Origin of the sequence: Pseudomonas sp. S35, assembly GCF_009866765.1 — a bacterium.
Taxonomy (GTDB): domain Bacteria; phylum Pseudomonadota; class Gammaproteobacteria; order Pseudomonadales; family Pseudomonadaceae; genus Aquipseudomonas.
Map to the genome: position 1 here is coordinate 2,003,330 of NZ_CP019431.1, position 22,906 is coordinate 2,026,235.

Here is a 22,906-nt window from a genome sequence, read left to right on the forward strand (position 1 = left end):
CCCGATAGTGGTGTGTCAGATGTAGATGATTGGGCTGAAACACTGCCATCGGGGGCAAGCCCCCTCCCGCACTTGGTCGCATTTCAATTCAAGGGTTACTTATCGCGAATCGAGAAATTCGCCATATGCTCCAGGCCCTTGATCAGCGCCGAATGGTCCCAGTTGCCGCCACCCAGCGCGGTGCAGGTGCTGAATACCTGTTGGGTGCCGGCGGTGTTCGGCAGGTTGATCCCCAGCTCCTTGGCGCCGGCCAGGGCCAGGTTCAGGTCTTTCTGGTGCAGGTTGATGCGAAAGCCTGGATCGAAGGTGCCCTTGATCATGCGCTCGCCGTGCACTTCGAGGATCTTCGACGAGGCAAAGCCCCCCATCAGTGCTTCACGCACCTTGGCTGGGTCGGCGCCGTTTTTCGAGGCGAACAGCAGCGCTTCGGCCACTGCCTGGATGTTCAGCGCAACGATGATCTGGTTGGCGACTTTGGCCGTCTGGCCATCGCCATTGCCGCCCACCAACGTGATGTTCTTACCCATGCTCTGGAACAGCGCCAGGGCGCGCTCGAAGGTGTGCGGCTCGCCACCGATCATGATGCTCAAGGTGCCGGCCTTGGCGCCAACTTCACCACCGGACACCGGTGCATCGAGGTACTGCGCGCCGGTCTCGTTGATCTTCGCCGCAAACGCCTTGGTGGCGGTGGGCGAGATCGAGCTCATGTCGATCACCACCTTGTTCGGCGAGAGGCCAGCGGCCACGCCGTCGGCGCGGAACAGCACGTCTTCGACCTGCGGGGTGTCGGGCACCATCACGATGATGAACTCGGCTTCCTGGGCCACCTGCTGCGGGTTGGCCAAGGCCACGGCGCCGGCGCTGATCAGTTCAGCCGGTGCCTTGCCGTGGTGTTCGGAGAGGAACAGTTGGTGGCCTGCTTTCTGCAGGTTCGCGGCCATAGGTTGCCCCATGATGCCGGTGCCGATAAATCCGATTTTAGCCATGATGAAATCCTCTTCTTATGTGGGAGGGGTTGCCCCCTCCCACAGGGTTTTGTGTGGTGTCTGTCAGATGGCGTTATGGGTTTTAAGCCAACCCAGGCCCGCTTCGGTGGTGGTCAACGGCTTGTACTCACAGCCGACCCAACCCTGGTAACCGATGCGGTCCAGATGCTCGAACAGGAAGCGATAGTTGATCTCGCCCGTGCCCGGCTCATTGCGCCCTGGGTTGTCCGCCAGTTGGATATGGTTGATCTCATCCAGGTGCGTGGCGATGGTGCGGGCCAGGTCGCCTTCCATGATTTGCATGTGGTAGATGTCGTATTGCAGGAACAGGTTGGCACTGCCCACCTGCTCGCGGATCGACAGTGCTTGTGCGGTGTTGTTCAGGTAGAAACCGGGGATGTCGCGGGTGTTGATCATCTCCATCACCAGCTTGATACCCGCTGCTTGCAACTTGTCGGCGGCGTACTTGAGGTTGGCGACGAAGGTCTTTTCCAGGGTTTCATCATCCACGCTGGTCGGACGAATCCCGGCCAGGCAGTTGATCTGGGTATTGCCCAGCACCTGGGCGTAGGCGATGGCCAGCTTGACCCCGGCACGGAACTCCTCGACCCGGTCCGGGTGGCACGCCAAGCCGCGCTCGCCCTTGGCCCAGTCGCCGGCCGGCAGGTTGAACAACACCTGGGTCAGACCATTGGCGTCGAGGTGTGCCTTGATGTCAGCCGAGCTGAATTCGTAGGGGAACAGGTACTCGACACCTTCAAAACCCGCGTCGGCGGCCGCTTTGAAACGGGCAAGGAAGTCCTGTTCGGTAAACAGCATGGACAGGTTGGCGGCAAAGCGCGGCATAGGGTTCTCCTTAATCGAGCAGGGAAATGGCAGTCGGCGCATCGTTGCCGACCAGTGCCAGGTCTTCGAATTCGTTGACGGCGTTGATTTCGGTGCCCATGGAAATATTGGTCACGCGCTCCAGAATAATCTCAACGATCACCGGCACCTTGAATTCTTCGATCATTTCCTGGGCCTTGCGCAGCGCCGGCTGGATCTGACTTGGCTCGAACACGCGCAAGGCCTTGCAACCCAGGCCTTCGGCGACTGCCACGTGGTCCACGCCATAGCCGTTGAGTTCCGGGGCGTTGAGGTTGTCGAAAGACAGCTGTACGCAGTAATCCATTTCAAACCCGCGCTGGGCCTGGCGGATCAGCCCCAGGTAGGAATTGTTCACCACCACGTGGATGTACGGCAGCTTGAACTGCGCGCCCACCGCCAGCTCCTCGATCATGAACTGGAAGTCATAGTCGCCGGACAACGCGACCACCTTGCGGCTCGGGTCGGCCTTGACCACGCCGAGCGCGGCAGGAATGGTCCAACCCAACGGGCCGGCCTGGCCGCAGTTGATCCAGTGGCGTGGCTTGTACACATGCAGGAACTGCGCGCCGGCAATCTGCGACAGGCCGATGGTGCTGACGTAGCAGGTGTCTTTGCCGAACACTTGGTTCATCTCTTCGTACACGCGCTGCGGCTTGACCGGCACGTTATCGAAGTGGGTCTTGCGGTGCAGGGTGGCCTTGCGCTGCTGGCAGTCATGCAGCCAGGCGCTGCGGTCCTTGAGCTTGCCGGCGGCTTTCCACTCGCGGGCCACTTCGATGAACATCGTCAGTGCCGCACCGGCGTCGGACACGATGCCCAGGTCCGGCGTGAACACGCGGCCAATCTGGGTCGGCTCGATGTCGACGTGGATGAACTTGCGGCCTTCGGTGTAGACCTCCACTGAACCGGTGTGGCGGTTGGCCCAGCGATTGCCGATGCCCAGCACCACGTCCGACTTGAGCATCGTCGCGTTGCCATAACGGTGTGAGGTTTGCAGGCCGACCATGCCCACCATCAGCGGGTGATCGTCGGCGATGGTGCCCCAGCCCATGAGGGTCGGGATGACCGGAATGCCGGTGAGCTCGGCGAACTCCACCAGCAGTTCACTGGCATCGGCGTTGATCACGCCGCCGCCGCTGACCAACAGCGGGCGCTCAGCCTGGTCGAGCAGGGCCAGGGCCTTCTCTACCTGGATGCGTGTCGCCAATGGCTTGGCCAGGGGCAGCGGCTGGTAGGCGTCGATGTCGAATTCGATCTCGGCCATCTGCACGTCGAACGGCAGGTCGATCAGCACCGGGCCTGGGCGGCCGGAGCGCATTTCATAGAAGGCTTTCTGGAACGCGTAGGGCACTTGGCCGGGTTCCAGAACGGTGGTCGCCCACTTGGTCACCGGCTTGACGATGCTGGTGATGTCGACGGCCTGGAAGTCTTCCTTGTGCATCCGTGCACGAGGGGCTTGGCCGGTGATGCACAGGATCGGGATCGAGTCGGCCGAGGCGCTGTACAGGCCGGTGACCATGTCGGTGCCCGCCGGGCCCGAGGTGCCGATGCACACGCCGATATTGCCGGCCTTGGTGCGGGTGTAGCCCTCGGCCATGTGCGAGGCGCCCTCAACGTGGCGAGCAAGGACGTGATCGATGCCGCCCACCTTCTGCAAGGCTGAGTACAGCGGGTTGATCGCGGCGCCTGGGATGCCGAAGGCGGTGTCCACGCCTTCACGGCGCATGACGAGGACGGCGGCTTCGATTGCTCTCATTTTGCTCATGTTTTGGTGCCTCTTGCGTTTTGTAATTGTATACAAGTGGTGTCTGGCCAAAGTGTATTCACGGCGAGCAGGGCAGGTCAATGGATTTTCTTCATCGGCCCTGGCGTTCGTCGGAAGGCGTTTTTAGCTGACTTTTTCGACGTGTGGAGTGTTTGTGCGAAATTATTGTATACAAAAACAAATGTCATTGTGTTCTATTTGTTTGATCGGGCATCTGATCAAACAGACCTCCACCGCTTTCCCAATAACAAAAGAAGGACGGCACCATGAGCGCTTTAACCTTGAAACTCGCTACCCAACTGGCCAGCCAGGCCCTTGCCGCAGGCCGCACCATTGCGGCAGCACCGTTGACTATTGCGGTACTCGACAGCGGTGGCCACTTGATCACCCTGCAGCGGGAAGACGGCGCGAGCCTGCTACGCCCGCAAATCGCCATCGGCAAGGCCTGGGGCGCGATTGCCCTGGGCAAGGGCTCGCGTTTGCTGGCGCTGGATGCGCAGCAACGGCCGGCGTTTATTGCAGCGTTGAACAGCCTGGGGCAGGGCAGCGTGGTGCCGGCACCGGGTGGGGTGTTGATTCGGGATCAGCAGGGTGTGGTGCTGGGGGCGATCGGGATCAGTGGGGATACGTCGGACATTGACGAGCAGTGTGCGATCACGGCGATCGAGGGGGTGGGGTTGATGGCGGATGCCGGGGTGTCAGCTTGATTTTTGGGTGACTGTAAGGGCCTCATCGGGGGCTTGCCCCCGATTCGCACAGGCGACTCGGTCTATCGGTCCGGCTCACACCCCTTGAGCACCAACCGAATAATCGTCTGCGCCGCCGCTTCATAATCCGCTTCATCCAGCTTGGCCTTGCCGGTCACCGCCGAGATCTGCCAGTCAAAATCCGCATAGGTCTGCGTCGCCGCCCAGATGCTGAACATCAGGTGATTGGGCTCAATGGCGGCAATCAGGCCGCGATCCACCCAGCTTTGGATGCATTGGATATTGTGCTTGGCCTGGGCATTGAGCTGTTCGATCTGCTCGGCACTCAGGTGCGGGGCGCCGTGCATGATTTCGCTGGCGAACACCTTGGAGGCGAACGGCAGGTCGCGGGAGATACGGATTTTCGAACGGATGTAGTTGCTCAGCACCGCCGAAGGCTCGCCGTCCGGATTGAACGGCGTGGAAGCGGCCAGGATCGGCTCGATAATGCTTTCGAGTACCTCGCGGTAGAGGTTGTCCTTGGACTTGAAGTAGTAATAGACGTTGGGCTTGGGCAGCCCTGCCTTGGCGGCGATGTCGCTGGTTTTGGTCGCGGCGAAGCCCTTGTCGGCAAACTCCTCGCTCGCCGCCCGCAGGATTTTTTCTTTGTTGCGCTCGCGAATGCTGCTCATAAACCAGGAGTTTCCTTGCCAATACCGGCGGTTGCGCATGGTAGCACCGGCTATCTGCGGGCCTCAACAATGTGCCCGCAAAGCCCGGCGCCGCGTTATGCTCGCGCCATCCCCCTTTAAGGAAGGCCGATTCATGGCAGCAAGCAGCTTGTTGGTGTTGATCGACGATATCGCGGCGGTACTCGACGACGTCGCCCTGATGACAAAAATGGCCGCGAAGAAGACCTCCGGCGTGCTGGGCGATGACCTGGCGCTCAACGCCCAGCAGGTGTCCGGTGTGCGTGCCGAGCGGGAAATCCCGGTAGTGTGGGCCGTGGCCAAGGGCTCATTTGTCAATAAGCTGATCCTGGTGCCCACCGCACTGTTGATCAGCGCCTTTGCGCCGTGGGCGGTGACGCCGCTGTTGATGCTGGGTGGCGCCTACCTGTGTTTTGAAGGCTTCGAGAAGCTCGCCCATAAGTTCCTCCATAGCAAAGCTGAAGATCAGGCCGAGCACGCGCAGTTGGCCGACGCCGTAGCGGACCCGGCGACCGATCTGGTGGCGTTTGAAAAGGACAAGATCAAAGGTGCGATCCGCACCGACTTCATCCTCTCCGCCGAAATCATCGCCATCACCCTGGGCATTGTGGCCGACGCGCAGTTGACCCAGCAGGTCATCGTGCTGTCGGGCATCGCCATTGTCATGACCGTGGGCGTCTATGGGCTGGTGGCCGGCATCGTCAAGCTGGACGACCTGGGCCTGTGGCTCACCCAGAAGCCTGGCCAAGTGGCGCGCAGCATTGGCAGCGGCATCCTGAGTGCGGCGCCGTACATGATGAAAAGCTTGTCGGTGATCGGCACGGCGGCGATGTTCATGGTCGGCGGCGGCATCCTCACCCACGGCGTGCCGGTGGTGCATCACTGGATTGAATCGGTGAGCCAGAGTGCGGGTGCAATTGCTTGGTTGATGCCGACCTTGCTGAATGCCGTGGCGGGGATTATCGCCGGGGCGCTGGTATTGATGATGGTGTCGCTGGTTCGCAAGGTATGGCAGCGCACTAAACGTCAGGCGTGATGTTCGCAGTCACGCATGTGTGTTCAGGGCGCTATAAGGGCGTTCGGTCCGATCGTGGCGCAGGTTATCTCGGACCGGGTTGCAGCGCTGGATAGCCTTGTTCGGTGAAGCGTACAAGCATGCTCGCTTCGGAGTTCCAAAGGTGCGTTTTGCCGTTGTTCGGAGTTGAAGAGTTGTGCGCTGATGGACTCTTAAAACCAGTGTCTATGCGGTCGTTGTTGGGCGTCGAAAAGGCATGTGGGGTGCTATTAATGTATTTAAGTACCCGAAGAGCATTGGCTGCGATTTTCGCACGGTCGTAGGGCGTGAGTTTATGCAGTTCATGCTGGGGAACGCCGCCCACTTTGATGAAAAACTCCCGGAGTTGAGTTTTAGTGAGCACGGAAGGCTTGGTGCTAGTGCCAAAAATCGAAGCAAAAAGGGGGTCTTCGTAGAAGTCGTGATGGCTACGATAGTCACCGGCGTCCCGGCCGGTGTTTTGGGTCGGGGGCGTTTGCTTTACTTCGTTCTGATGTGCGGATGTAGTCGTCAGAACCTTTTCCACGTTTGGGTTCGTGACTGGAGCGCTGGATAAAAGCATCTGTGTCGGCCTTTGAAATAAAGCGTCTGATGGGATGTTTTTGGGCAGGTGAGCGTCGGGTGCTCCCGGCCCTGACTGAACCTGAGAGGCACGCTCTTAATATTGAGTTTTCTCCTACGATAGTTCCCGGGCAATGTGCGCGCGTGCTGTGGGAGGTTGCTTGAGCATGTTGTACGAAAAAAAAAGCCATCCAGATTGCCTGGATGGCTTTTGTGGAGAGCTGGAGATGACTATTCGGCAATTTGCAACTTGCGCGATTCCGTGTAGATGTATCGCACCTTTTCGTACTCAAACGGCGAGTTCATCTGGCCATAACGGAAGCTGGTCTGGTAGCGCTTGTCCACCGCGCGCAGGGCCCAGATTTCCGGGTGGTTGGAGCTGACTTCGGAGACGTTCAGAAAGTTGATCTGGGATTCTGCGGTGTAGTCCACCAGCAATCCACCGGTGTCGCGCAGGTTCGACGGGCCGAAGATCGGCAGCACCAGGTAGGCGCCGCCGGGCACGCCGTAAAAGCCCAGGGTCTGGCCGAAGTCTTCGCTTTGACGCGGCAGGCCCATGGCGGTGGCCGGATCCCACAACCCGGCCACGCCGACGGTGGTGTTGAGCAGCAGGCGCCCGGTGGTTTCCAGGGAGCGGTGGCCCTTGAGTTGCAGCAGGCTGTTCAACAGGTTGGGCACATCACCCAGGTTGTTGAAGAAGTTGCTCACACCGGTACGCAGGAAGCTGGGCGTGACGTAACGGTAGCCATCGACCACCGGCAGGAACACCCATTGGTCGAAGCGATAGTTGAAGTGGTACACGCGGCGGTTCCACGACTCCAGCGGGTCATACACATTGAGGGCGTTGACGGACGAGCGTTCAAATTCGCGCTGGTCCAGGCCTGGGTTGAACTTGAGCTTGCTCAGCGGCTGCTTGAAGCCGTCAGTGTCTACCTTGATCGGTTCGTGAGCCTTGCTGTTGTCGGCATTGGCGACGCCGGCGCACATCAGCGCGGCGAGCAACAGAAGATATTTAGCCACGGAAGAACTCCAGCATGGCGTCGGCGTTGACGCGGTAATTGAGGTTGCCGCAGTGGCCGCCCAGTGGGTAGACGGTCAAGCGATCGCCGAAGGTTTTACGCAGGAAGCCGAGGTCGCCGGGGCCGAGGATCACATCGTCAGCGTTGTGCATGACGGCGATTTTCGGGCTGGCGTGCAGGTAGTCCTTGAGGGCGTACAGGCTGACCTGATCGACCAATTGCAGCAGGCTGCCGCCATCGGAGCGGGCACGCCACATCGGGATCACTTGTTCGGTGAGGTAGCAGTCGAAATCGCATTGCAGCGCACGCTTGAGGAACGGCGTCAGGCTGGTGCCTTCGGTGATCGGGTACTTCGGCGGGATGATCAGGCCGCGGCGGTTGATCAGGTCCGAGGTAAAGGCAATGTCGGCCGCCGAGAAGCGGAACGAGGTGCCGATCAGCATGGCCATCTGTTCGTTGGTCAGGTGCTGCTTGGATTGCTGGAAGTCGTAGAGCAGGGCGTCGTTGAGGTCGATGTAGCCCTTTTGCTGGAAGTAGCGCGTCAGTTTGTTCAGCACCAGTTCATAGAAGGTCGTGGTGTTGTTGATGCCCTTGACCTCGGTCTGCACCAGCTTGTCGAGGTTGGTGATCGAGGTGTAGAGGTTGACCGGCGGGTTGAGCAGCAGCACTTTCTTGAAGTTGAAGCTGCGGCGGGTCTCGTCCAGTTTGCTGACAAATGCCGCATCCAGGGCGCCGAGGCTGTAGCCGGTGAGGTAGAAGTCGGTCACGGGCAGCGAGGCGTTTTGCGCGCGCACGGCTTGCATCACGCGGTACATGTCTTCGGCGTCTTCCTGGGTGATGCCCGGTGTGGCGAAGCGCGAGGCGGCGCTGATGAAGTCGAAGCTGGTGGGCGACGACAGTTGCACCACGTGGTAGCCGGCCTGGTAATACAGTTTTTTCAGGTATTCGTTGATGCTGCTGTCAAACCGCGCACCGGTGCCCGCGATCAGGAAGATCAGCGGCGCGGCGCGGTCTTGCTTGGCGATGCGGTAGGTCAGCTTCTTCACCGCCCAGAAGTTATCCGGCAGGCTGAACTCGCGCTCGGGGCGCATGTTCAGGGTGCAGTCGGACTGGTTGATCTCGTCATCGCTCGGCAATGTTGGCCGAAGATCAGGCGGGGTGGTGGCGATGGTTGCTTCGAACGGGTTGGTCAAAGGGTAGCCATAGCTGGCTTGGTCGATGTCGACCGCCAGTGCTGACGCACTCAAAAAAAGGCTGCCCAACAGGGCGGCACAGCGCAAGGAACGGAGCATGACTAAATCCCTAAGAGGAAACGTGCTGAATGAAGTTCGCAGGCTATGACCACCGGGCTCTCTCCGAAGTGCCAGCCCTCGGCACGAAAAGTCGGAAATAAACGTCGGAATCGGGGTAATAGTAGCCAGACGATACACTTTGCCACGCATTGGTGAACACAAATTGTGTGTATGTCCCTTGATAACGGCTGCGGGGGCATTAAGCTGGGCGCCGTTTTTGCCTATCGGAGTGTCCCATGTCCCGTCGCTTGCCGCTGATTTTGCTGCTTATTGCACTGCCGTTATGGCTGGCTGCCAGTTATGGCGCGCGCTACGGATTCATGGAAGACGGCCGCTGGGTGGGGATTTGCGCGGATGAGGCCAGCCGTTGGGAATGCCAGCTGCGGGGGAACCTGGGGTTGATGATTCACTTCAAGGTGTTGGGCTGGGCGGCGTTGCTCACGTCGGTGCTGGCGTTTTTCGTACCGGGCCGTGCGGGCTGGGGGTTGGCGGTGCTGGGGCTGGCGTTCGGGTTGCCGGCGTTGGCGTTGTATAACACCACGTTTGCGGTATTTGCGGTGGTGATTGCGGGGTTGCGGTTGGTCAGGCAGCCGCGGGGCGACTGATAGGGCCAACCGGGGGCAAACTCCCTCCCACCTTTGGAATGCGTTCTCATGTGGGAGGGGGCTTGCCCCCGATAGCGGTCTTAGGCCCTGCGCATCCGCAAGCACCGCCACAAGGCCACCACCATCAACCCGCTGACCAGCGCCCAGCCCCATGCCTGCTGGTTCAACAGGCCTTCTCGGTACAGCTGCGGCGCAATGCCGGCCCCGATGATGAAGGTCAACAATGCAATCTCCCGGCGCGGCCCGATCACCGGGCGAACCATGTACACCAAGGCCGGCAGCAGCAGTGCTGCACTCGGGAAGCTGCGGTAGCGTGGGTCAAACACCAGTGCGAGCATCATCACCGCACCTGCGAAGCCGGCGATTGCCACCAGCCAGCCTGCCCGCTGCTCCAGCCAGTTGAAGGCCCGTTCGCGCCAACCTTCGCGGGCACTCAGGGCCAACGCTGCGTGGGTCAGTACCAGCAGGTTCAGCACCACCAGCAAACCCGCCCATACCCATTCGTCGTTGAAGCGCGCGGTTACGCGGGTCAGTTCAGCCCAGGTGCCGATGGAGCAGGCGGCCACTGCGCCCAGCAACGGCAGCAGGAGCGCGGCGCGTGTGCTGCGGACCCGTCCACCGATCACCAGCGTCCCCAGCAGGATGACACCGCCCACCCCCAGCCACAGCGGCCAGTACGGCACATTGGTCACCGGCCCGGCGAGGATGCCTTTTTCCTGGCGATTGGCATCGAACAGCCCCCAATAACCGCCCACTGCGCCTTCGCTGGCACGTTTCCACGGTTGATCAAACGCTTCGATCAGGTTGTAGCGCCAGCCATTGGCTTCGGCCATGGCCACAAAACCACGCATGAATTTGGCTTCATTGACCCGACTCGGCACGGCGGTTTCACGCTGGCGACCTTCGCTGGGCCAGCCGGTTTCGCCGATCAGCACGTCCTTGGGGGCGAACTTGTTGCCGAAGGTCTGGCGCACATCGCCTACATGCTTGAGGGCCTGGTCGATGCTCGATGGATCATCTTCCCAGTAGGGCAGCAGGTGAATGGTCAGGAAGTCCACCGCCGGGGCGATTTCAGGGTGTTGCAGCCAGAATTCCCAGACGTCGGCGTAGGTGACCGGTTGTTTGATCTGGCTTTTGACACGCTGGATCAGCTTCACCAACTGCGCGGCGGTGACTTCCTTGCGCAACAGGGCTTCGTTGCCGACGATCACCGAGGTCACCACGTCCGGGTTGGCGTTGGCCGCTGTGATCAGTTCGTCGATTTCTTTCTCGGTGGCCACCGGATCACTGCTGACCCAGGCGCCGGCCATGACCTTCAAGCCATGTTTGCGCGCCATGCCCGGCAGGGCTTCCAGGCCGGTCATGGAGTAGGTGCGGATGCATTCGAAGCGGGTGGCCAGCAGGGCCAGGTCCGCGTCCATGCGTTCTGGACGCAGCGTGAATGGCTGGTCAAACGGAGATTGGTCTTTGTCGAACGGCGTGTAGGACGCGCATTGCAGTTTGTGACTTGCGCTGGCGACATCCGGCAACACCACTGGCCGGCCGAGGCCATACCAGTAGCCGGCCAGGGCCAGCAGGCCAAGGATCAGAGCGAGGAAATAGGGCAGGGCAGGGAAGCGGGCAGTCGCGGGCATGGTCGGCTTATCTGGGGGAGCAAAGGCGCGCATCTTACCCGGATTTGCGCCGACCCAGTGTGGCTGCATAATTTTGACATGCAAAGTTCGGGCGGAATTTTGACGTCATGTTCCAAGAAACCGCCTGCTGGCGATGTGATGTCGTTTCTTGCTTGTACAAGGTCGTTGACAGAGCAGGTCGACAGCTCTGGCAGGTTGATGATCAAGGTGTCAGCACTCCACTGATATCGCAGCCACCGGATCGATGCGCGTGAAGGGGGCGCGGTGCACCACATAACAACAGGTTGACGTCGCTCGGCATCCGTCGGGCGCAGCACTTTCGGGGAAGTACGATGAAGATGCGACGACTCTTGGGCGCAGCTGCCACTCTGGTAGTTGCGATGAGCTCCACACTGGCCAGCGCCGACAGCAAAACCCTGAGCATCGGCTACGTGGATGGTTGGTCGGACAGCGTTGCCACCACCCACGTGGCGGCAGAAGTGATCAAACAAAAGCTCGGTTATGACGTGAAACTGCAAGCGGTCGCCACCGGGATCATGTGGCAGGGTGTGGCCACCGGTAAACTCGACGCCATGCTCTCCGCCTGGCTGCCCGTGACCCACGGTGAATACTGGACCAAGAACAAGGACAAGGTGGTCGACTACGGCCCCAACTTCAAGGATGCGAAGATCGGCCTGATCGTGCCGGAGTACGTCAAGGCCAAGTCCATCGAAGACCTCAAGACCGACACCACCTTCAAGAACAAGATCGTCGGTATCGACGCCGGTTCAGGCGTGATGCTCAAGACCGACGAAGCGATCAAGGCCTACGGCCTGGACTACAAGCTGCAAGCCAGCTCTGGCGCCGCCATGATCGCCGAACTGACCCGTGCCGAAGATAAGCAGGAATCCATCGCCGTCACCGGTTGGGTGCCGCACTGGATGTTCGCCAAGTGGAAGCTGCGCTTCCTGGACGATCCAAAAGGGATTTATGGTGCTGCTGAAACCGTCAACAGCATCGGCAGCAAGGGCCTGGAGAAGAAAGCGCCGGAAGTTGCGGCCTTCCTGAAGAAATTCCAGTGGGCCTCCAAGGATGAAATCGGCGAAGTCATGCTGGCCATCCAAGAGGGCGCCAAGCCTGACGCGGCGGCCAAGGATTGGGTCGCCAAGCACCCTGAGCGTGTCGCTGAGTGGGTCGGTAAATAACCCCCCACACTTAGACGCAACCCCCTGTGGGAGGGGGCTTGCCTCGATTGCAGCCTGTCAGCCAGCACATCTATGGCTGACAGGCTGCAATCGGGGGCAAGCCCTCTCCCACATTAATTTTCGCCCCCCGCAAATGTTTCTGCGCCCTCCCAATCCCTCGCTACACTCGATCTACTACTAAGGTCGTCTGGAACCTGTTCCGCAGCCGCATACAGTGGCTATGTTCCAATAATAAAAAAGCTGTGCTGCGAGGATAAAAACAATGAACGACAGCATTTACCTCTCGATTCAAAACAGCCCGCGTTTCAAGGAGCTGGTGAGAAAAAGGGAACGATTCGCCTGGATTCTCTCGGCGATCATGCTAGGGCTTTACTCCGGTTTCATCCTGTTGATCGCCTATGGGCCACAAGTGCTGGGGGCAAAACTCAGCCCTGGCTCGTCGATTACTTGGGGCATTCCCCTGGGTGTCGGGCTGATTGTGTCGGCCTTTATCCTGACCGGCATCTATGTGCGGCGGGCCAACGGCGAGTTTGACGACCTGAACAATGCGATTCTCAAGGAGGCTGCGCAATGATCCGGCGTCTACTGGCAGTATTCGGCGCTTCGCTCTTTGCTCCGGCCGTTTGGGCGGCGGATGCATTGACCGGTGAAGTGCAAAGGCAACCGCTGAACATCTCGGCCATCGTGATGTTTGTCGCATTTGTCGGTGCCACCTTGTGCATCACCTACTGGGCGTCCAAGCGCAACAAGTCGGCGGCCGATTACTACGCGGCTGGCGGCAAGATCACCGGTTTCCAGAATGGCCTGGCGATTGCCGGTGACTATATGTCGGCGGCGTCTTTCCTGGGGATTTCCGCACTGGTTTATACCTCCGGTTATGACGGCCTGATCTACTCGATCGGCTTTCTGGTGGGCTGGCCGATCATTCTGTTCCTGATCGCCGAGCGCCTGCGTAACCTGGGCAAGTACACCTTTGCCGACGTTGCCTCCTACCGCCTGGGCCAGACCCAGATCCGCAGCTTGTCTGCGTGTGGCTCTTTGGTGGTGGTGGCGTTCTACCTGATCGCGCAGATGGTCGGTGCGGGCAAGCTGATTCAGCTGTTGTTCGGCCTGGACTACCACGTAGCGGTCATCCTGGTGGGTATCTTGATGTGCATGTACGTGCTGTTCGGCGGCATGCTGGCGACCACTTGGGTGCAGATCATCAAGGCAGTGCTGTTGCTGTCCGGTGCCTCGTTCATGGCGCTGATGGTGATGAAGCACGTCAACTTCGACTTCAACGCCCTGTTCTCCGAGGCGATCAAGGTTCACCCTAAAGGTGAAGCGATCATGAGCCCCGGCGGCCTGGTAAAAGACCCGATCTCGGCATTCTCCCTAGGCCTGGCACTGATGTTCGGTACCGCTGGCCTGCCGCACATCCTGATGCGCTTCTTCACCGTAAGCGACGCCAAGGAAGCGCGTAAGAGCGTGCTGTATGCAACCGGCTTCATCGGCTACTTCTATATCCTGACCTTTATCATCGGCTTTGGCGCGATCCTGCTGGTCAGCACCAACCCCGCGTTCAAGGATGCGGCAGGCGCCTTGCTGGGCGGTAACAACATGGCAGCGGTGCACCTGGCCAATGCGGTGGGTGGCAGTATCTTCCTGGGCTTCATTTCGGCGGTTGCGTTCGCCACCATCCTCGCGGTGGTTGCCGGTTTGACCCTGGCCGGTGCTTCGGCGGTGTCTCATGACCTGTACGCCAGCGTGATCAAGAAAGGCAAGACCAACGACAAGGATGAGATTCGCGTATCGAAGATCACCACCATCGCCTTGGGCGTTTTGGCAATCGGCCTGGGTATCCTGTTCGAAAGCCAGAACATCGCGTTCATGGTCGGCCTGGCGTTCTCGATTGCTGCCAGCTGTAACTTCCCGGTGTTGCTGCTTTCCATGTACTGGAAAAACCTCACCACCCGTGGCGCCATGATCGGCGGCTGGTTGGGCTTGATCAGTGCCGTGGGCCTGATGGTGCTGGGCCCGACCATCTGGGTCTCGATCCTGCATCATGAAAAAGCCATCTTCCCGTACGAATACCCGGCGCTGTTCTCGATGATCATCGCGTTCGTGGGTATCTGGTTCTTCTCCATCACCGACAAGTCGGCGGCGGCAGAGAAAGAGCGTGCGCTGTACTTCCCGCAGTTTGTGCGTTCGCAGACTGGCCTGGGGGCGAGTGGGGCGGTTAATCACTAAGGGTGTAGCTGGATAAGAAATGCCCCGGTCGAAAGGCCGGGGTATTTTTTTGCCTGGGGGTTTGTGGTGTTTGTGCCAATGTCATCGGGGGCTTGCCCCCGATGAGCATAGGTATCTACACAACTCTTAAAGGCTGACACATAACTCTGTGGTGAGCGGGGCAACCCCGCTCACCACAGAAGCCTGATTGCCATAGATTCCGTATTCACTGGAAGTTGTGTAGATACCCATGCCTCGATGAGGCCAGCCCAGGCGACACAAACAAAAACGGCCTCCACTAAGGGAGGCCGTTTTCAGTACAACTCAAGCTGATTGCTTACTTGCGATCTTCCAGCTTGGAGATGTCACGCGACTCGTAGCCGGTGTACAGCTGGCGCGGGCGGCCAATCTTGTACGGGCTAGAGAGCATTTCTTTCCAGTGGGAGATCCAGCCCACGGTCCGCGCCAGGGCGAAGATCACGGTGAACATGCTGGTTGGAATGCCGATCGCCTTGAGGATGATCCCCGAGTAGAAGTCGACGTTCGGGTACAGCGAGCGTTCGATGAAGTACGGGTCGGTCAGGGCGATCTCTTCCAGGCGCATGGCCAGTTCGAGTTGCGGATCGTTCTTGATGCCCAGTTCCTTCAACACTTCGTCGCAGGTCTGCTTCATCACGGTGGCGCGCGGGTCGCGGTTCTTGTAGACCCGGTGACCGAAGCCCATCAACTTGAACGGATCGTTCTTGTCCTTGGCCTTGGCGATGAACGTGTCGATGTTCGACACATCGCCGATTTCATCGAGCATGGTCAGCACGGCTTCGTTCGCACCGCCGTGGGCAGGGCCCCACAGTGCGGCGATACCGGCGGCGATACAGGCGAACGGGTTGGCACCCGAAGAACCTGCCAGGCGTACGGTGGACGTCGAGGCGTTCTGTTCGTGGTCGGCATGGAGGATGAAAATCCGGTCCATGGCCTTGGCAAGCACAGGGCTGATCGGTTTGATCTCGCACGGCGTGTTGAACATCATGTGCAGGAAGTTTTCCGCGTACGTCAGGTCGTTGCGCGGGTACATCATGGGTTGGCCCATGGAGTACTTGTAAACCATTGCGGCCAGGGTCGGCATCTTGGCAACCAGGCGGATCGCGGAAATTTCGCGATGCTGCGGGTTATTGATGTCGAGGGAGTCGTGATAGAAGGCCGACAGGGCGCCAACCACACCGCACATGACGGCCATCGGGTGGGCGTCGCGACGGAAGCCGTTGAAGAAGGTCTTCAACTGCTCGTGAACCATGGTGTGGTTCTTCACGGTGCTGACGAACTGGGCTTTTTGCTCGGCTGTTGGCAGTTCGCCATTTAGCAGCAGGTAGCAGGTTTCCAGGTAGTCCGACTTTTCAGCCAGTTGCTCGATCGGGTAGCCCCGATGCAGCAGGATGCCATTATCGCCGTCGATATAGGTGATCTTCGACTCGCAAGAGGCGGTCGACATAAAACCTGGGTCGAAAGTGAAACGGCCCGTGGCCGTCAGGCCCCGTACGTCGATAACATCGGGACCAACGGTGCCGGTTAAAATGGGCAGCTCGACGGGGGCTGCGCCCTCGATGATCAACTGCGCTTTTTTGTCAGCCATGTGGCCTCCTATTTATGCTTCAAATCATCAGACAGACCCCCCACGCAGGGCCCGCACCACTATAGTGAGATAAATTCAGATGTCAATTTGCCTAAAGTCTTGCTCCAGAAGGCTTTAACCGTACTTTTTCCTCGAAATTGACTGCCATTTACGCCTTTTATCCCGCCAGCGCAATCCGCTATTAGGGTGAGGCTGGCGCGTTGTCATTAGTAACCTAACTGTCTATACTCGGCCACCGACCGCCAAGGGCTTTTGGGCTTGCTTTCATTGGGGGTCGCACTCCCTGGGTGGTGCTTACCTGACCAGTGCACTCCCCAACAACTTTGCCCTGATTGTTAGGGGCTCTTCAGTGTGAAAAAAAGCCGTGAATAGCCAACGACCTGTAAACCTAGACCTAAGGACCATCAAACTCCCCATCACCGGCGTTACGTCGTTCCTGCACCGTGTTTCCGGCATCATCCTGTTCCTGGGCTTGGGCATCATGCTTTATGCATTGAGCAAATCCCTGGGTTCCGAGGAAGGTTACGCCGAGGTGAAGGCATGCTTGACCAGCCCGCTGGCCAAGTTCGTAGCATGGGGCCTCCTGTCCGCTCTGCTGTATCACCTGGTAGCCGGTGTGCGCCACTTGATCATGGATGCGGGTATCGGTGAGACGCTGGAAGGCGGCCGCCTGGGCTCGAAAATCATCATCGCCATTTCCGTGGTGCTGATCGTTCTGGCAGGAGTTTGGATATGGTAACCAGCGTTACGAACCTTTCGCGTTCGGGCCTCTATGATTGGATGGCGCAGCGCGTGTCTGCGGTTGTTCTCGCGGCTTATTTCATCTTCCTGATCGGATACCTCGTCGCAAATCCGGGCATCGGCTATGAGCAATGGCACGGCCTGTTTTCCCACAATGCGATGCGAATCTTCAGTCTGCTGGCCCTTGTAGCCCTGGGCGCTCACGCCTGGGTCGGCATGTGGACCATCGCGACCGACTACCTGACGCCGATGGCGCTGGGCAAGTCCGCGACTGCAGTCCGTTTTCTCTTCCAGGCAGTCTGCGGCGTTGCGATGTTCGCTTACTTCGTCTGGGGTGTGCAGATTCTTTGGGGTATCTGATTCATGGCTAACATTCCAACTATTTCCTTCGACGCCATCATTATTGGTGGCGGCGGTGCTGGCATGCGCGCAGCGCTGCAGCTGGCCCAGGGTGGTCACAAGACTGCCGTGATCACCAAGGTGTTTCCGACGCGTTCCCACACCGTATCGGCCCAGGGTGGCATCACCTGCGCCATCGCGTCTGCCGACCCGAACGATGACTGGCGCTGGCACATGTACGATACCGTCAAGGGTTCAGACTACATCGGTGACCAGGACGCTATCGAATACATGTGTCAAGAAGGCCCGGCTGCGGTGTTCGAGCTGGACCACATGGGTCTGCCGTTCTCCCGTACCGAACAAGGTCGTATCTACCAGCGTCCATTCGGCGGCCAGTCGAAGGATTACGGTAAAGGCGGCCAGGCTGCCCGTACCTGCGCTGCGTCCGACCGTACCGGCCACGCGCTGCTGCACACCCTTTATCAGGGCAACCTGAAAGCCGGTACCACGTTCCTGAACGAGTACTACGCCGTTGATCTGGTAAAGAACGCCGACGGTGCATTCGTAGGCGTGATCGCCATCTGCATCGAAACCGGTGAAACCACCTACATCCGCGCCAAGGCGACTGTTCTGGCGACTGGCGGTGCAGGCCGTATCTACGCGTCGACCACCAATGCCCTGATCAACACCGGTGACGGCGTTGGTATGGCACTGCGTGCTGGCGTGCCGGTGCAAGACATCGAAATGTGGCAGTTCCACCCGACCGGCATCGCCGGCGCCGGTGTCCTGGTGACTGAAGGTTGCCGTGGTGAAGGTGGTTACCTGATCAACAAGCACGGCGAGCGTTTCATGGAGCGTTACGCGCCGAACGCCAAGGACCTTGCAGGTCGTGACGTTGTGGCCCGTTCCATGGTTAAAGAGATCATCGCCGGCAACGGCTGTGGCCCGAACGGCGACCACGTGATGCTCAAGCTCGATCACCTGGGCGAGGAAGTGCTGCACAGCCGCCTGCCAGGTATCTGTGAGCTGTCCAAGACCTTTGCTCACGTTGACCCGGTGCTGGCTCCGGTTCCGGTTGTTCCAACTTGCCACTATATGATGGGCGGCGTGCCGACCAACATTCATGGCCAGGCGATCACCCAGAACGCTGAAGGCGTGGACGAAATCATCCACGGTCTGTTTGCAGTAGGCGAAGTGGCGTGCGTGTCGGTACACGGTGCCAACCGTCTGGGCGGCAACTCGCTGCTCGACCTGGTGGTATTCGGCCGCGCGGCCGGCCTGCACCTGGAAAAAGCGCTGACTGACGGCATCGAATACGATGACGCCACCGACGCCAACATCGAGACTGCCCTGGCCCGTCTGAACGCTCTGAACGAGCGCACAGATGGCGAAGACGTGGCAACCCTGCGTCGCGAGCTGCAAAGCTGCATGCAGAACTACTTCGGTGTGTTCCGTACCGGCGAATACATGCAGAAGGGTATCGCCCAGCTGGCTGACCTGCGTACACGCATCGCCAACGTCAAGATCAACGATAAGAGCCAGGCGTTCAACACCGCTCGTATCGAAGCCCTTGAGCTGCAAAACCTGCTGGAAGTGGCTGAAGCGACGGCGATCGCCGCCGAGGTTCGTAAAGAATCCCGTGGTGCTCACGCTCGTGAAGACTTTGAAGATCGCGATGACGAAAACTGGTTGTGCCACACCCTGTACTTCCCGGGTGACAAGCGCGTAACCAAGCGTGCCGTGAACTTCTCGCCGAAGACGGTTCCGACGTTTGAACCGAAGATTCGGACTTACTAAGGGTGGCTGCCATGTTGAAAGTCAGTGTTTATCGCTACAACCCTGATCAGGACGCTGCGCCGTTCATGCAGGAATTCCAGGTCGATACCGGCGGTAAAGACCTGATGGTGCTGGATGTATTGGCGCTGATCAAAGAGCAGGACGAAGGTTTCTCGTATCGTCGCTCTTGCCGTGAAGGTGTATGCGGTTCCGACGGCATGAACATCAACGGCAAAAACGGCCTGGCGTGCATCACGCCGCTGTCCGCCGTGGTCAAAGGCAACAAGCTGATCGTTCGTCCTCTGCCAGGTTTGCCGGTTATCCGTGACCTGGTCGTCGATATGAGCATCTTCTACAAGCAATACGAAAAAGTTAAGCCGTTCCTGCAGAACGACACGCCGGCTCCGGCCATCGAGCGTCTGCAGTCCCCTGAAGAGCGTGAAAAGCTCGACGGTCTGTACGAGTGCATCCTGTGCGCTTGCTGCTCGACCTCATGCCCGTCCTTCTGGTGGAACCCGGACAAGTTCCTGGGTCCAGCTGCCCTGCTGCAAGCGTACCGCTTCCTGGCAGACAGCCGTGACACCAAGACGTCCGAGCGTCTGGCTTCGCTGGATGACCCGTTCAGCGTATTCCGCTGCCGCGGGATCATGAACTGCGTCAACGTATGTCCCAAAGGCCTGAACCCGACTAAGGCCATTGGTCACATCCGTAACATGCTGCTGCAAAGCGGCGTGTAACCGACGTTGTAACAAGGCAGGACCGTTGTGCCCGTAAATGCTGCGGCGCAGGCTTCAACCGGCGCCGTAGTTTTAACTTGAGCAGCGACTTACAAAGCCGCGGCTCTTATTTTGAAGAAATGAGACAAGCAGGGGCATTCGGGTTGGTACCCGAACTATCAGCGTGATCCTAAGTGGCTTGTTTTGGTCGCTGCACTTGGCCTTTTGCAAGCAAACTCGGTGTTTTCGCCGGTGGTGTCCCCAAATCGAGGGTGACCAAGCATGCAAGAAAGCGTGATGCAGCGCATGTGGAACAGCGGCTATCTTTCAGGTGGTAACGCTGCCTATGTGGAAGAGCTTTATGAGCTCTACCTGCACGACCCTAACGCTGTGCCAGAAGAATGGCGCACCAAATTTCAGACGTTGTCTTCTGACGGCAACGCTGCCACCGATGTATCGCACGCAACAATTCGCGATCAGTTTGTGCTGCTGGCAAAGAACCAGCGCCGCGCCCAACCGGTTTCCGCCGGCAGCGTGAGCAGTGAGCACGAGAAGAAGCAAGTTGAAGTACTGCGACTGATCCAGGCCTACCGGATGCGTGGCCACCAGGCGGCCCAGCTTGACCCGCTGGGGCTCTGGCAGCGTCCTGCACCTGCTGACCTGTCGATCAATCATTACGGCTTGACCAATGCCGATCTTGATACGACCTTCCGTGCCGGCGACCTGTTCATCGGCAAAGAGGAAGCGAGCCTACGCGAAATTCACGAAGCGTTGCAGCAGACATATTGCCGCACCATCGGCGCTGAGTTCACGCACATCACCGATTCCGAGCAACGCCACTGGTTCCAGCATCGCCTGGAAGGCGTGCGTGGTCGTCCGGTGCTGTCCGCTGACGTACGCAGCCACCTGCTCGAGCGCGTGACCGCAGCCGAAGGCCTGGAGAAATACCTGGGTACCAAATACCCGGGCACCAAGCGTTTCGGCCTGGAAGGCGGCGAAAGCCTGATCCCGATGCTCGACGAGCTGATCCAGCGTTCCGGTTCCTACGGTACCAAGGAAATCGTGATCGGCATGGCCCACCGTGGCCGCTTGAACGTGTTGGTCAACACCTTCGGCAAGAACCCGCGCGAGCTGTTCGACGAGTTCGAAGGCAAGAAGAAGGTCGAGCTGGGTTCCGGTGACGTTAAATACCACCAGGGCTTCTCGTCCAACGTGATGACCACCGGCGGTGAAGTTCACCTGGCCATGGCCTTCAACCCATCCCACCTGGAAATCGTTTCTCCAGTGGTCGAGGGTTCGGTCCGTGCTCGCCAGGATCGTCGTAACGACACCACCGGTGAAAAGGTCCTGCCGATTTCCATCCACGGTGACGCGGCGTTCGCCGGTCAAGGCGTGGTTTTGGAAACGTTCCAGATGTCGCAGACCCGCGGCTTCAAGACCGGCGGTACCGTTCACATCGTCATCAACAACCAAGTTGGCTTCACCATCAGCAACCCGCTGGATGCGCGCTCTACCGAGTACGCCACCGACGTTGCCAAGATGATCCAGGCGCCGATCCTCCATGTGAATGGTGATGATCCGGAAGCCGTGTTGTTCGTGACCCAACTGGCTGTCGACTACCGCATGCAGTTCAAGCGTGACGTGGTGATCGACCTCGTTTGCTACCGCCGTCGCGGTCACAACGAAGCTGACGAACCAAGCGGCACCCAGCCGTTGATGTACCAGCAGATCACCAAACAGCGCACCACCCGTGAGCTGTACGCCGAAAGCCTGACCAAGGCCGGTGTGTTGGATGATGCGCGTGTTCAGGCGAAAATCGATGAATACCGCAACGCGCTGGACAACGGTCTGCACGTAGTAAAAAGCCTGGTCAAAGAACCGAACAAAGAGCTGTTCGTGGACTGGCGTCCGTACCTGGGTCACACCTGGACTGCGCGTCACGACACCTCGTTCGACCTCAAGACCTTGCAGGAACTGTCCGCCAAGCTGCTGGAAATTCCAGAAGGCTTCGTGGTGCAGCGCCAGGTTGCGAAGATCTACGAAGACCGTCAAAAGATGCAAGCCGGCGGCCTGCCGATCAACTGGGGTTACGCCGAAACCATGGCGTACGCTACCCTGGCGTTCGAAGGTCACCCGATCCGCATGACTGGCCAGGACATCGGCCGCGGTACGTTCTCGCACCGTCATGCTGTGCTGCACAACCAGAAAGACGCGGGCACCTACATCCCGTTGCAGAACCTGTACGAAGGCCAGCCGCGTTTCGACCTGTACGATTCGTTCCTGTCCGAAGAAGCCGTACTGGCGTTCGAATACGGTTACTCGACCACCACGCCGCAGGCGCTGGTGATCTGGGAAGCCCAGTTCGGCGACTTCGCCAACGGTGCCCAGGTGGTTATCGACCAGTTCATCACCAGCGGCGAGCACAAGTGGGGCCGTCTGTGCGGTCTGACCATGCTGTTGCCACACGGTTATGAAGGTCAGGGTCCGGAGCACTCCTCGGCCCGTCTGGAGCGTTACCTGCAACTGTGCGCCGAGCACAATATCCAGGTGTGCGTGCCGACTACGCCGGCCCAGATCTACCACTTGCTGCGTCGCCAGGTGATCCGCCCGCTGCGCAAGCCGCTGGTAGTGCTGACCCCGAAATCGCTGCTGCGTCACAAACTGGCCATCTCGACCCTGGAAGATCTGGCGGACGGTTCGTTCCAGACCGTGATTCCAGAAATCGACACGCTCGACGCGGCCAAGGTCACTCGCCTGGTCTTGTGCAGCGGCAAGGTTTACTACGACTTGCTGGAAAAACGTCGTGCCGAAGGCCGCGAAGACATCGCCATCGTGCGTATCGAGCAGCTTTACCCGTTCCCGGAAGATGACCTCATGGAGATCATCGCGCCTTACACCAACCTCACGAATGTTGTGTGGTGTCAGGAAGAACCGATGAACCAGGGCGCGTGGTACAGCAGCCAGCATCACCTGCGTCGCAGCATCGGCAACCACAACAAGGCCTTGGGCCTGGAGTACGCCGGTCGTGATGCTTCTGCTGCACCTGCTTGTGGTTATGCGTCGATGCACGCCGAGCAGCAGGAAAAACTGCTGCAAGATGCTTTCACTGTTTAACGCCTTCGCGCTGACTGAAACC

At 59.3% G+C, this 22,906-nt stretch carries 20 protein-coding genes; 11 read left to right on the forward strand and 9 right to left on the reverse strand.

From position 1 onward, the window contains the following. Window positions 1-95: 95 nt before the first annotated feature. The 3 genes from PspS35_RS09070 to gcl all read right to left on the reverse strand — a co-directional run bounded on the left by PspS35_RS09070 (window position 96) and on the right by gcl (window position 3,618). Complete coding sequence (locus tag PspS35_RS09070) at window positions 96-986, reverse strand: 2-hydroxy-3-oxopropionate reductase (RefSeq protein ID WP_159933716.1); 891 nt, start codon at window positions 984-986, stop codon at window positions 96-98. Window positions 987-1,049: 63 nt separating this feature from the next. Continuing rightward, on the reverse strand, window positions 1,050-1,832 hold the full coding sequence (gene hyi / locus PspS35_RS09075; RefSeq protein WP_159933718.1) for a hydroxypyruvate isomerase: 783 nt from the start codon (window positions 1,830-1,832) through the stop codon (window positions 1,050-1,052). 10 nt (window positions 1,833-1,842) lie between these two features. Next, window positions 1,843-3,618 carry a glyoxylate carboligase gene (gcl, locus tag PspS35_RS09080; protein WP_159933720.1) on the reverse strand — a complete coding sequence of 592 codons (1,776 nt, stop codon included), beginning with the start codon at window positions 3,616-3,618 and terminating at the stop codon, window positions 1,843-1,845. A gap of 266 nt (window positions 3,619-3,884) precedes the next feature. On the opposite strand from gcl, the gene PspS35_RS09085 reads away from it, so the two are divergent. Continuing rightward, window positions 3,885-4,325 (forward strand): heme-binding protein, encoded by a 441-nt coding sequence (locus PspS35_RS09085; protein ID WP_159933722.1) that lies wholly within the window; start codon window positions 3,885-3,887, stop codon window positions 4,323-4,325. A 62-nt stretch (window positions 4,326-4,387) separates the two neighbouring features. On the opposite strand, the gene PspS35_RS09090 is transcribed toward PspS35_RS09085, so the two are convergent. Then, complete coding sequence (locus PspS35_RS09090) at window positions 4,388-4,996, reverse strand: TetR/AcrR family transcriptional regulator (protein ID WP_159933724.1); 609 nt, start codon at window positions 4,994-4,996, stop codon at window positions 4,388-4,390. Window positions 4,997-5,129: 133 nt separating this feature from the next. Between PspS35_RS09090 and PspS35_RS09095 the strand changes: the two genes are divergently transcribed. Then, entirely contained in the window at window positions 5,130-6,050 is a 921-nt protein-coding gene (locus PspS35_RS09095) for a DUF808 domain-containing protein (protein ID WP_159933726.1), read from the forward strand. A gap of 64 nt (window positions 6,051-6,114) precedes the next feature. Here the strand turns inward: PspS35_RS09095 and PspS35_RS09100 are convergent, their stop codons facing one another. The 3 genes from PspS35_RS09100 to PspS35_RS09110 form a co-directional block, all read right to left on the reverse strand. After that, window positions 6,115-6,594, reverse strand: a complete 480-nt coding sequence (locus PspS35_RS09100; RefSeq protein WP_159933728.1) for a hypothetical protein — start codon at window positions 6,592-6,594, stop codon at window positions 6,115-6,117. A gap of 266 nt (window positions 6,595-6,860) precedes the next feature. Then, the gene (locus PspS35_RS09105) at window positions 6,861-7,649 is read right to left on the reverse strand and encodes a VacJ family lipoprotein (RefSeq protein ID WP_159933730.1); all 789 of its coding nucleotides are present in this window, start codon (window positions 7,647-7,649) and stop codon (window positions 6,861-6,863) included. Beyond that, entirely contained in the window at window positions 7,642-8,940 is a 1,299-nt protein-coding gene (locus PspS35_RS09110; protein WP_159933732.1) for a serine/threonine protein kinase, read from the reverse strand. The genes PspS35_RS09105 and PspS35_RS09110 overlap by 8 nt, the downstream gene beginning before the upstream one ends. A 236-nt stretch (window positions 8,941-9,176) precedes the next feature. Between PspS35_RS09110 and PspS35_RS09115 the strand changes: the two genes are divergently transcribed. Beyond that, the gene (locus PspS35_RS09115; RefSeq protein WP_159933734.1) at window positions 9,177-9,545 is read left to right on the forward strand and encodes a hypothetical protein; all 369 of its coding nucleotides are present in this window, start codon (window positions 9,177-9,179) and stop codon (window positions 9,543-9,545) included. Between the two features lie 80 nt (window positions 9,546-9,625). On the opposite strand, the gene PspS35_RS09120 is transcribed toward PspS35_RS09115, so the two are convergent. Further along, window positions 9,626-11,179 (reverse strand): beta (1-6) glucans synthase, encoded by a 1,554-nt coding sequence (locus tag PspS35_RS09120; RefSeq protein WP_159933736.1) that lies wholly within the window; start codon window positions 11,177-11,179, stop codon window positions 9,626-9,628. Window positions 11,180-11,511: 332 nt separating this feature from the next. Here PspS35_RS09120 and PspS35_RS09125 point away from each other — a divergent pair, with 332 nt between their 5' ends. From PspS35_RS09125 to PspS35_RS09135, 3 genes are all read left to right on the forward strand, one after another. Continuing rightward, on the forward strand, window positions 11,512-12,363 hold the full coding sequence (locus tag PspS35_RS09125) for a glycine betaine ABC transporter substrate-binding protein (protein WP_122541351.1): 852 nt from the start codon (window positions 11,512-11,514) through the stop codon (window positions 12,361-12,363). 262 nt (window positions 12,364-12,625) lie between these two features. Next, on the forward strand, window positions 12,626-12,937 hold the full coding sequence (locus tag PspS35_RS09130; RefSeq protein WP_049709234.1) for a DUF485 domain-containing protein: 312 nt from the start codon (window positions 12,626-12,628) through the stop codon (window positions 12,935-12,937). Then, on the forward strand, window positions 12,934-14,592 hold the full coding sequence (locus tag PspS35_RS09135) for a cation acetate symporter (RefSeq protein WP_065872672.1): 1,659 nt from the start codon (window positions 12,934-12,936) through the stop codon (window positions 14,590-14,592). Before PspS35_RS09130 ends, PspS35_RS09135 begins: the two co-directional genes overlap by 4 nt. Before the next feature lie 316 nt (window positions 14,593-14,908). On the opposite strand, the gene gltA is transcribed toward PspS35_RS09135, so the two are convergent. Beyond that, the gene (gene gltA / locus PspS35_RS09140; RefSeq protein ID WP_159933738.1) at window positions 14,909-16,198 is read right to left on the reverse strand and encodes a citrate synthase; all 1,290 of its coding nucleotides are present in this window, start codon (window positions 16,196-16,198) and stop codon (window positions 14,909-14,911) included. A gap of 364 nt (window positions 16,199-16,562) precedes the next feature. Between gltA and sdhC the strand changes: the two genes are divergently transcribed. From sdhC to PspS35_RS09165, 5 genes are all read left to right on the forward strand, one after another. Continuing rightward, on the forward strand, window positions 16,563-16,937 hold the full coding sequence (sdhC, locus tag PspS35_RS09145) for a succinate dehydrogenase, cytochrome b556 subunit (protein ID WP_016979564.1): 375 nt from the start codon (window positions 16,563-16,565) through the stop codon (window positions 16,935-16,937). Continuing rightward, window positions 16,931-17,299, forward strand: coding sequence for a succinate dehydrogenase, hydrophobic membrane anchor protein (gene sdhD / locus PspS35_RS09150; protein WP_003172805.1), 369 nt, complete (start codon window positions 16,931-16,933; stop codon window positions 17,297-17,299). The genes sdhC and sdhD overlap by 7 nt, the downstream gene beginning before the upstream one ends. 3 nt (window positions 17,300-17,302) lie before the next feature. Next, a complete protein-coding gene (gene sdhA, locus PspS35_RS09155) occupies window positions 17,303-19,075 on the forward strand; it encodes a succinate dehydrogenase flavoprotein subunit (RefSeq protein WP_026136464.1) in 1,773 nt (590 codons plus the stop codon). A gap of 11 nt (window positions 19,076-19,086) precedes the next feature. Next, window positions 19,087-19,791: a succinate dehydrogenase iron-sulfur subunit gene (locus tag PspS35_RS09160; RefSeq protein ID WP_003172807.1), complete on the forward strand. Its 705-nt coding sequence runs from the start codon at window positions 19,087-19,089 to the stop codon at window positions 19,789-19,791. A gap of 261 nt (window positions 19,792-20,052) precedes the next feature. Continuing rightward, window positions 20,053-22,884, forward strand: coding sequence for a 2-oxoglutarate dehydrogenase E1 component (locus PspS35_RS09165; RefSeq protein WP_159933740.1), 2,832 nt, complete (start codon window positions 20,053-20,055; stop codon window positions 22,882-22,884). The last annotated feature ends 22 nt before the right edge of the window (window positions 22,885-22,906 follow it).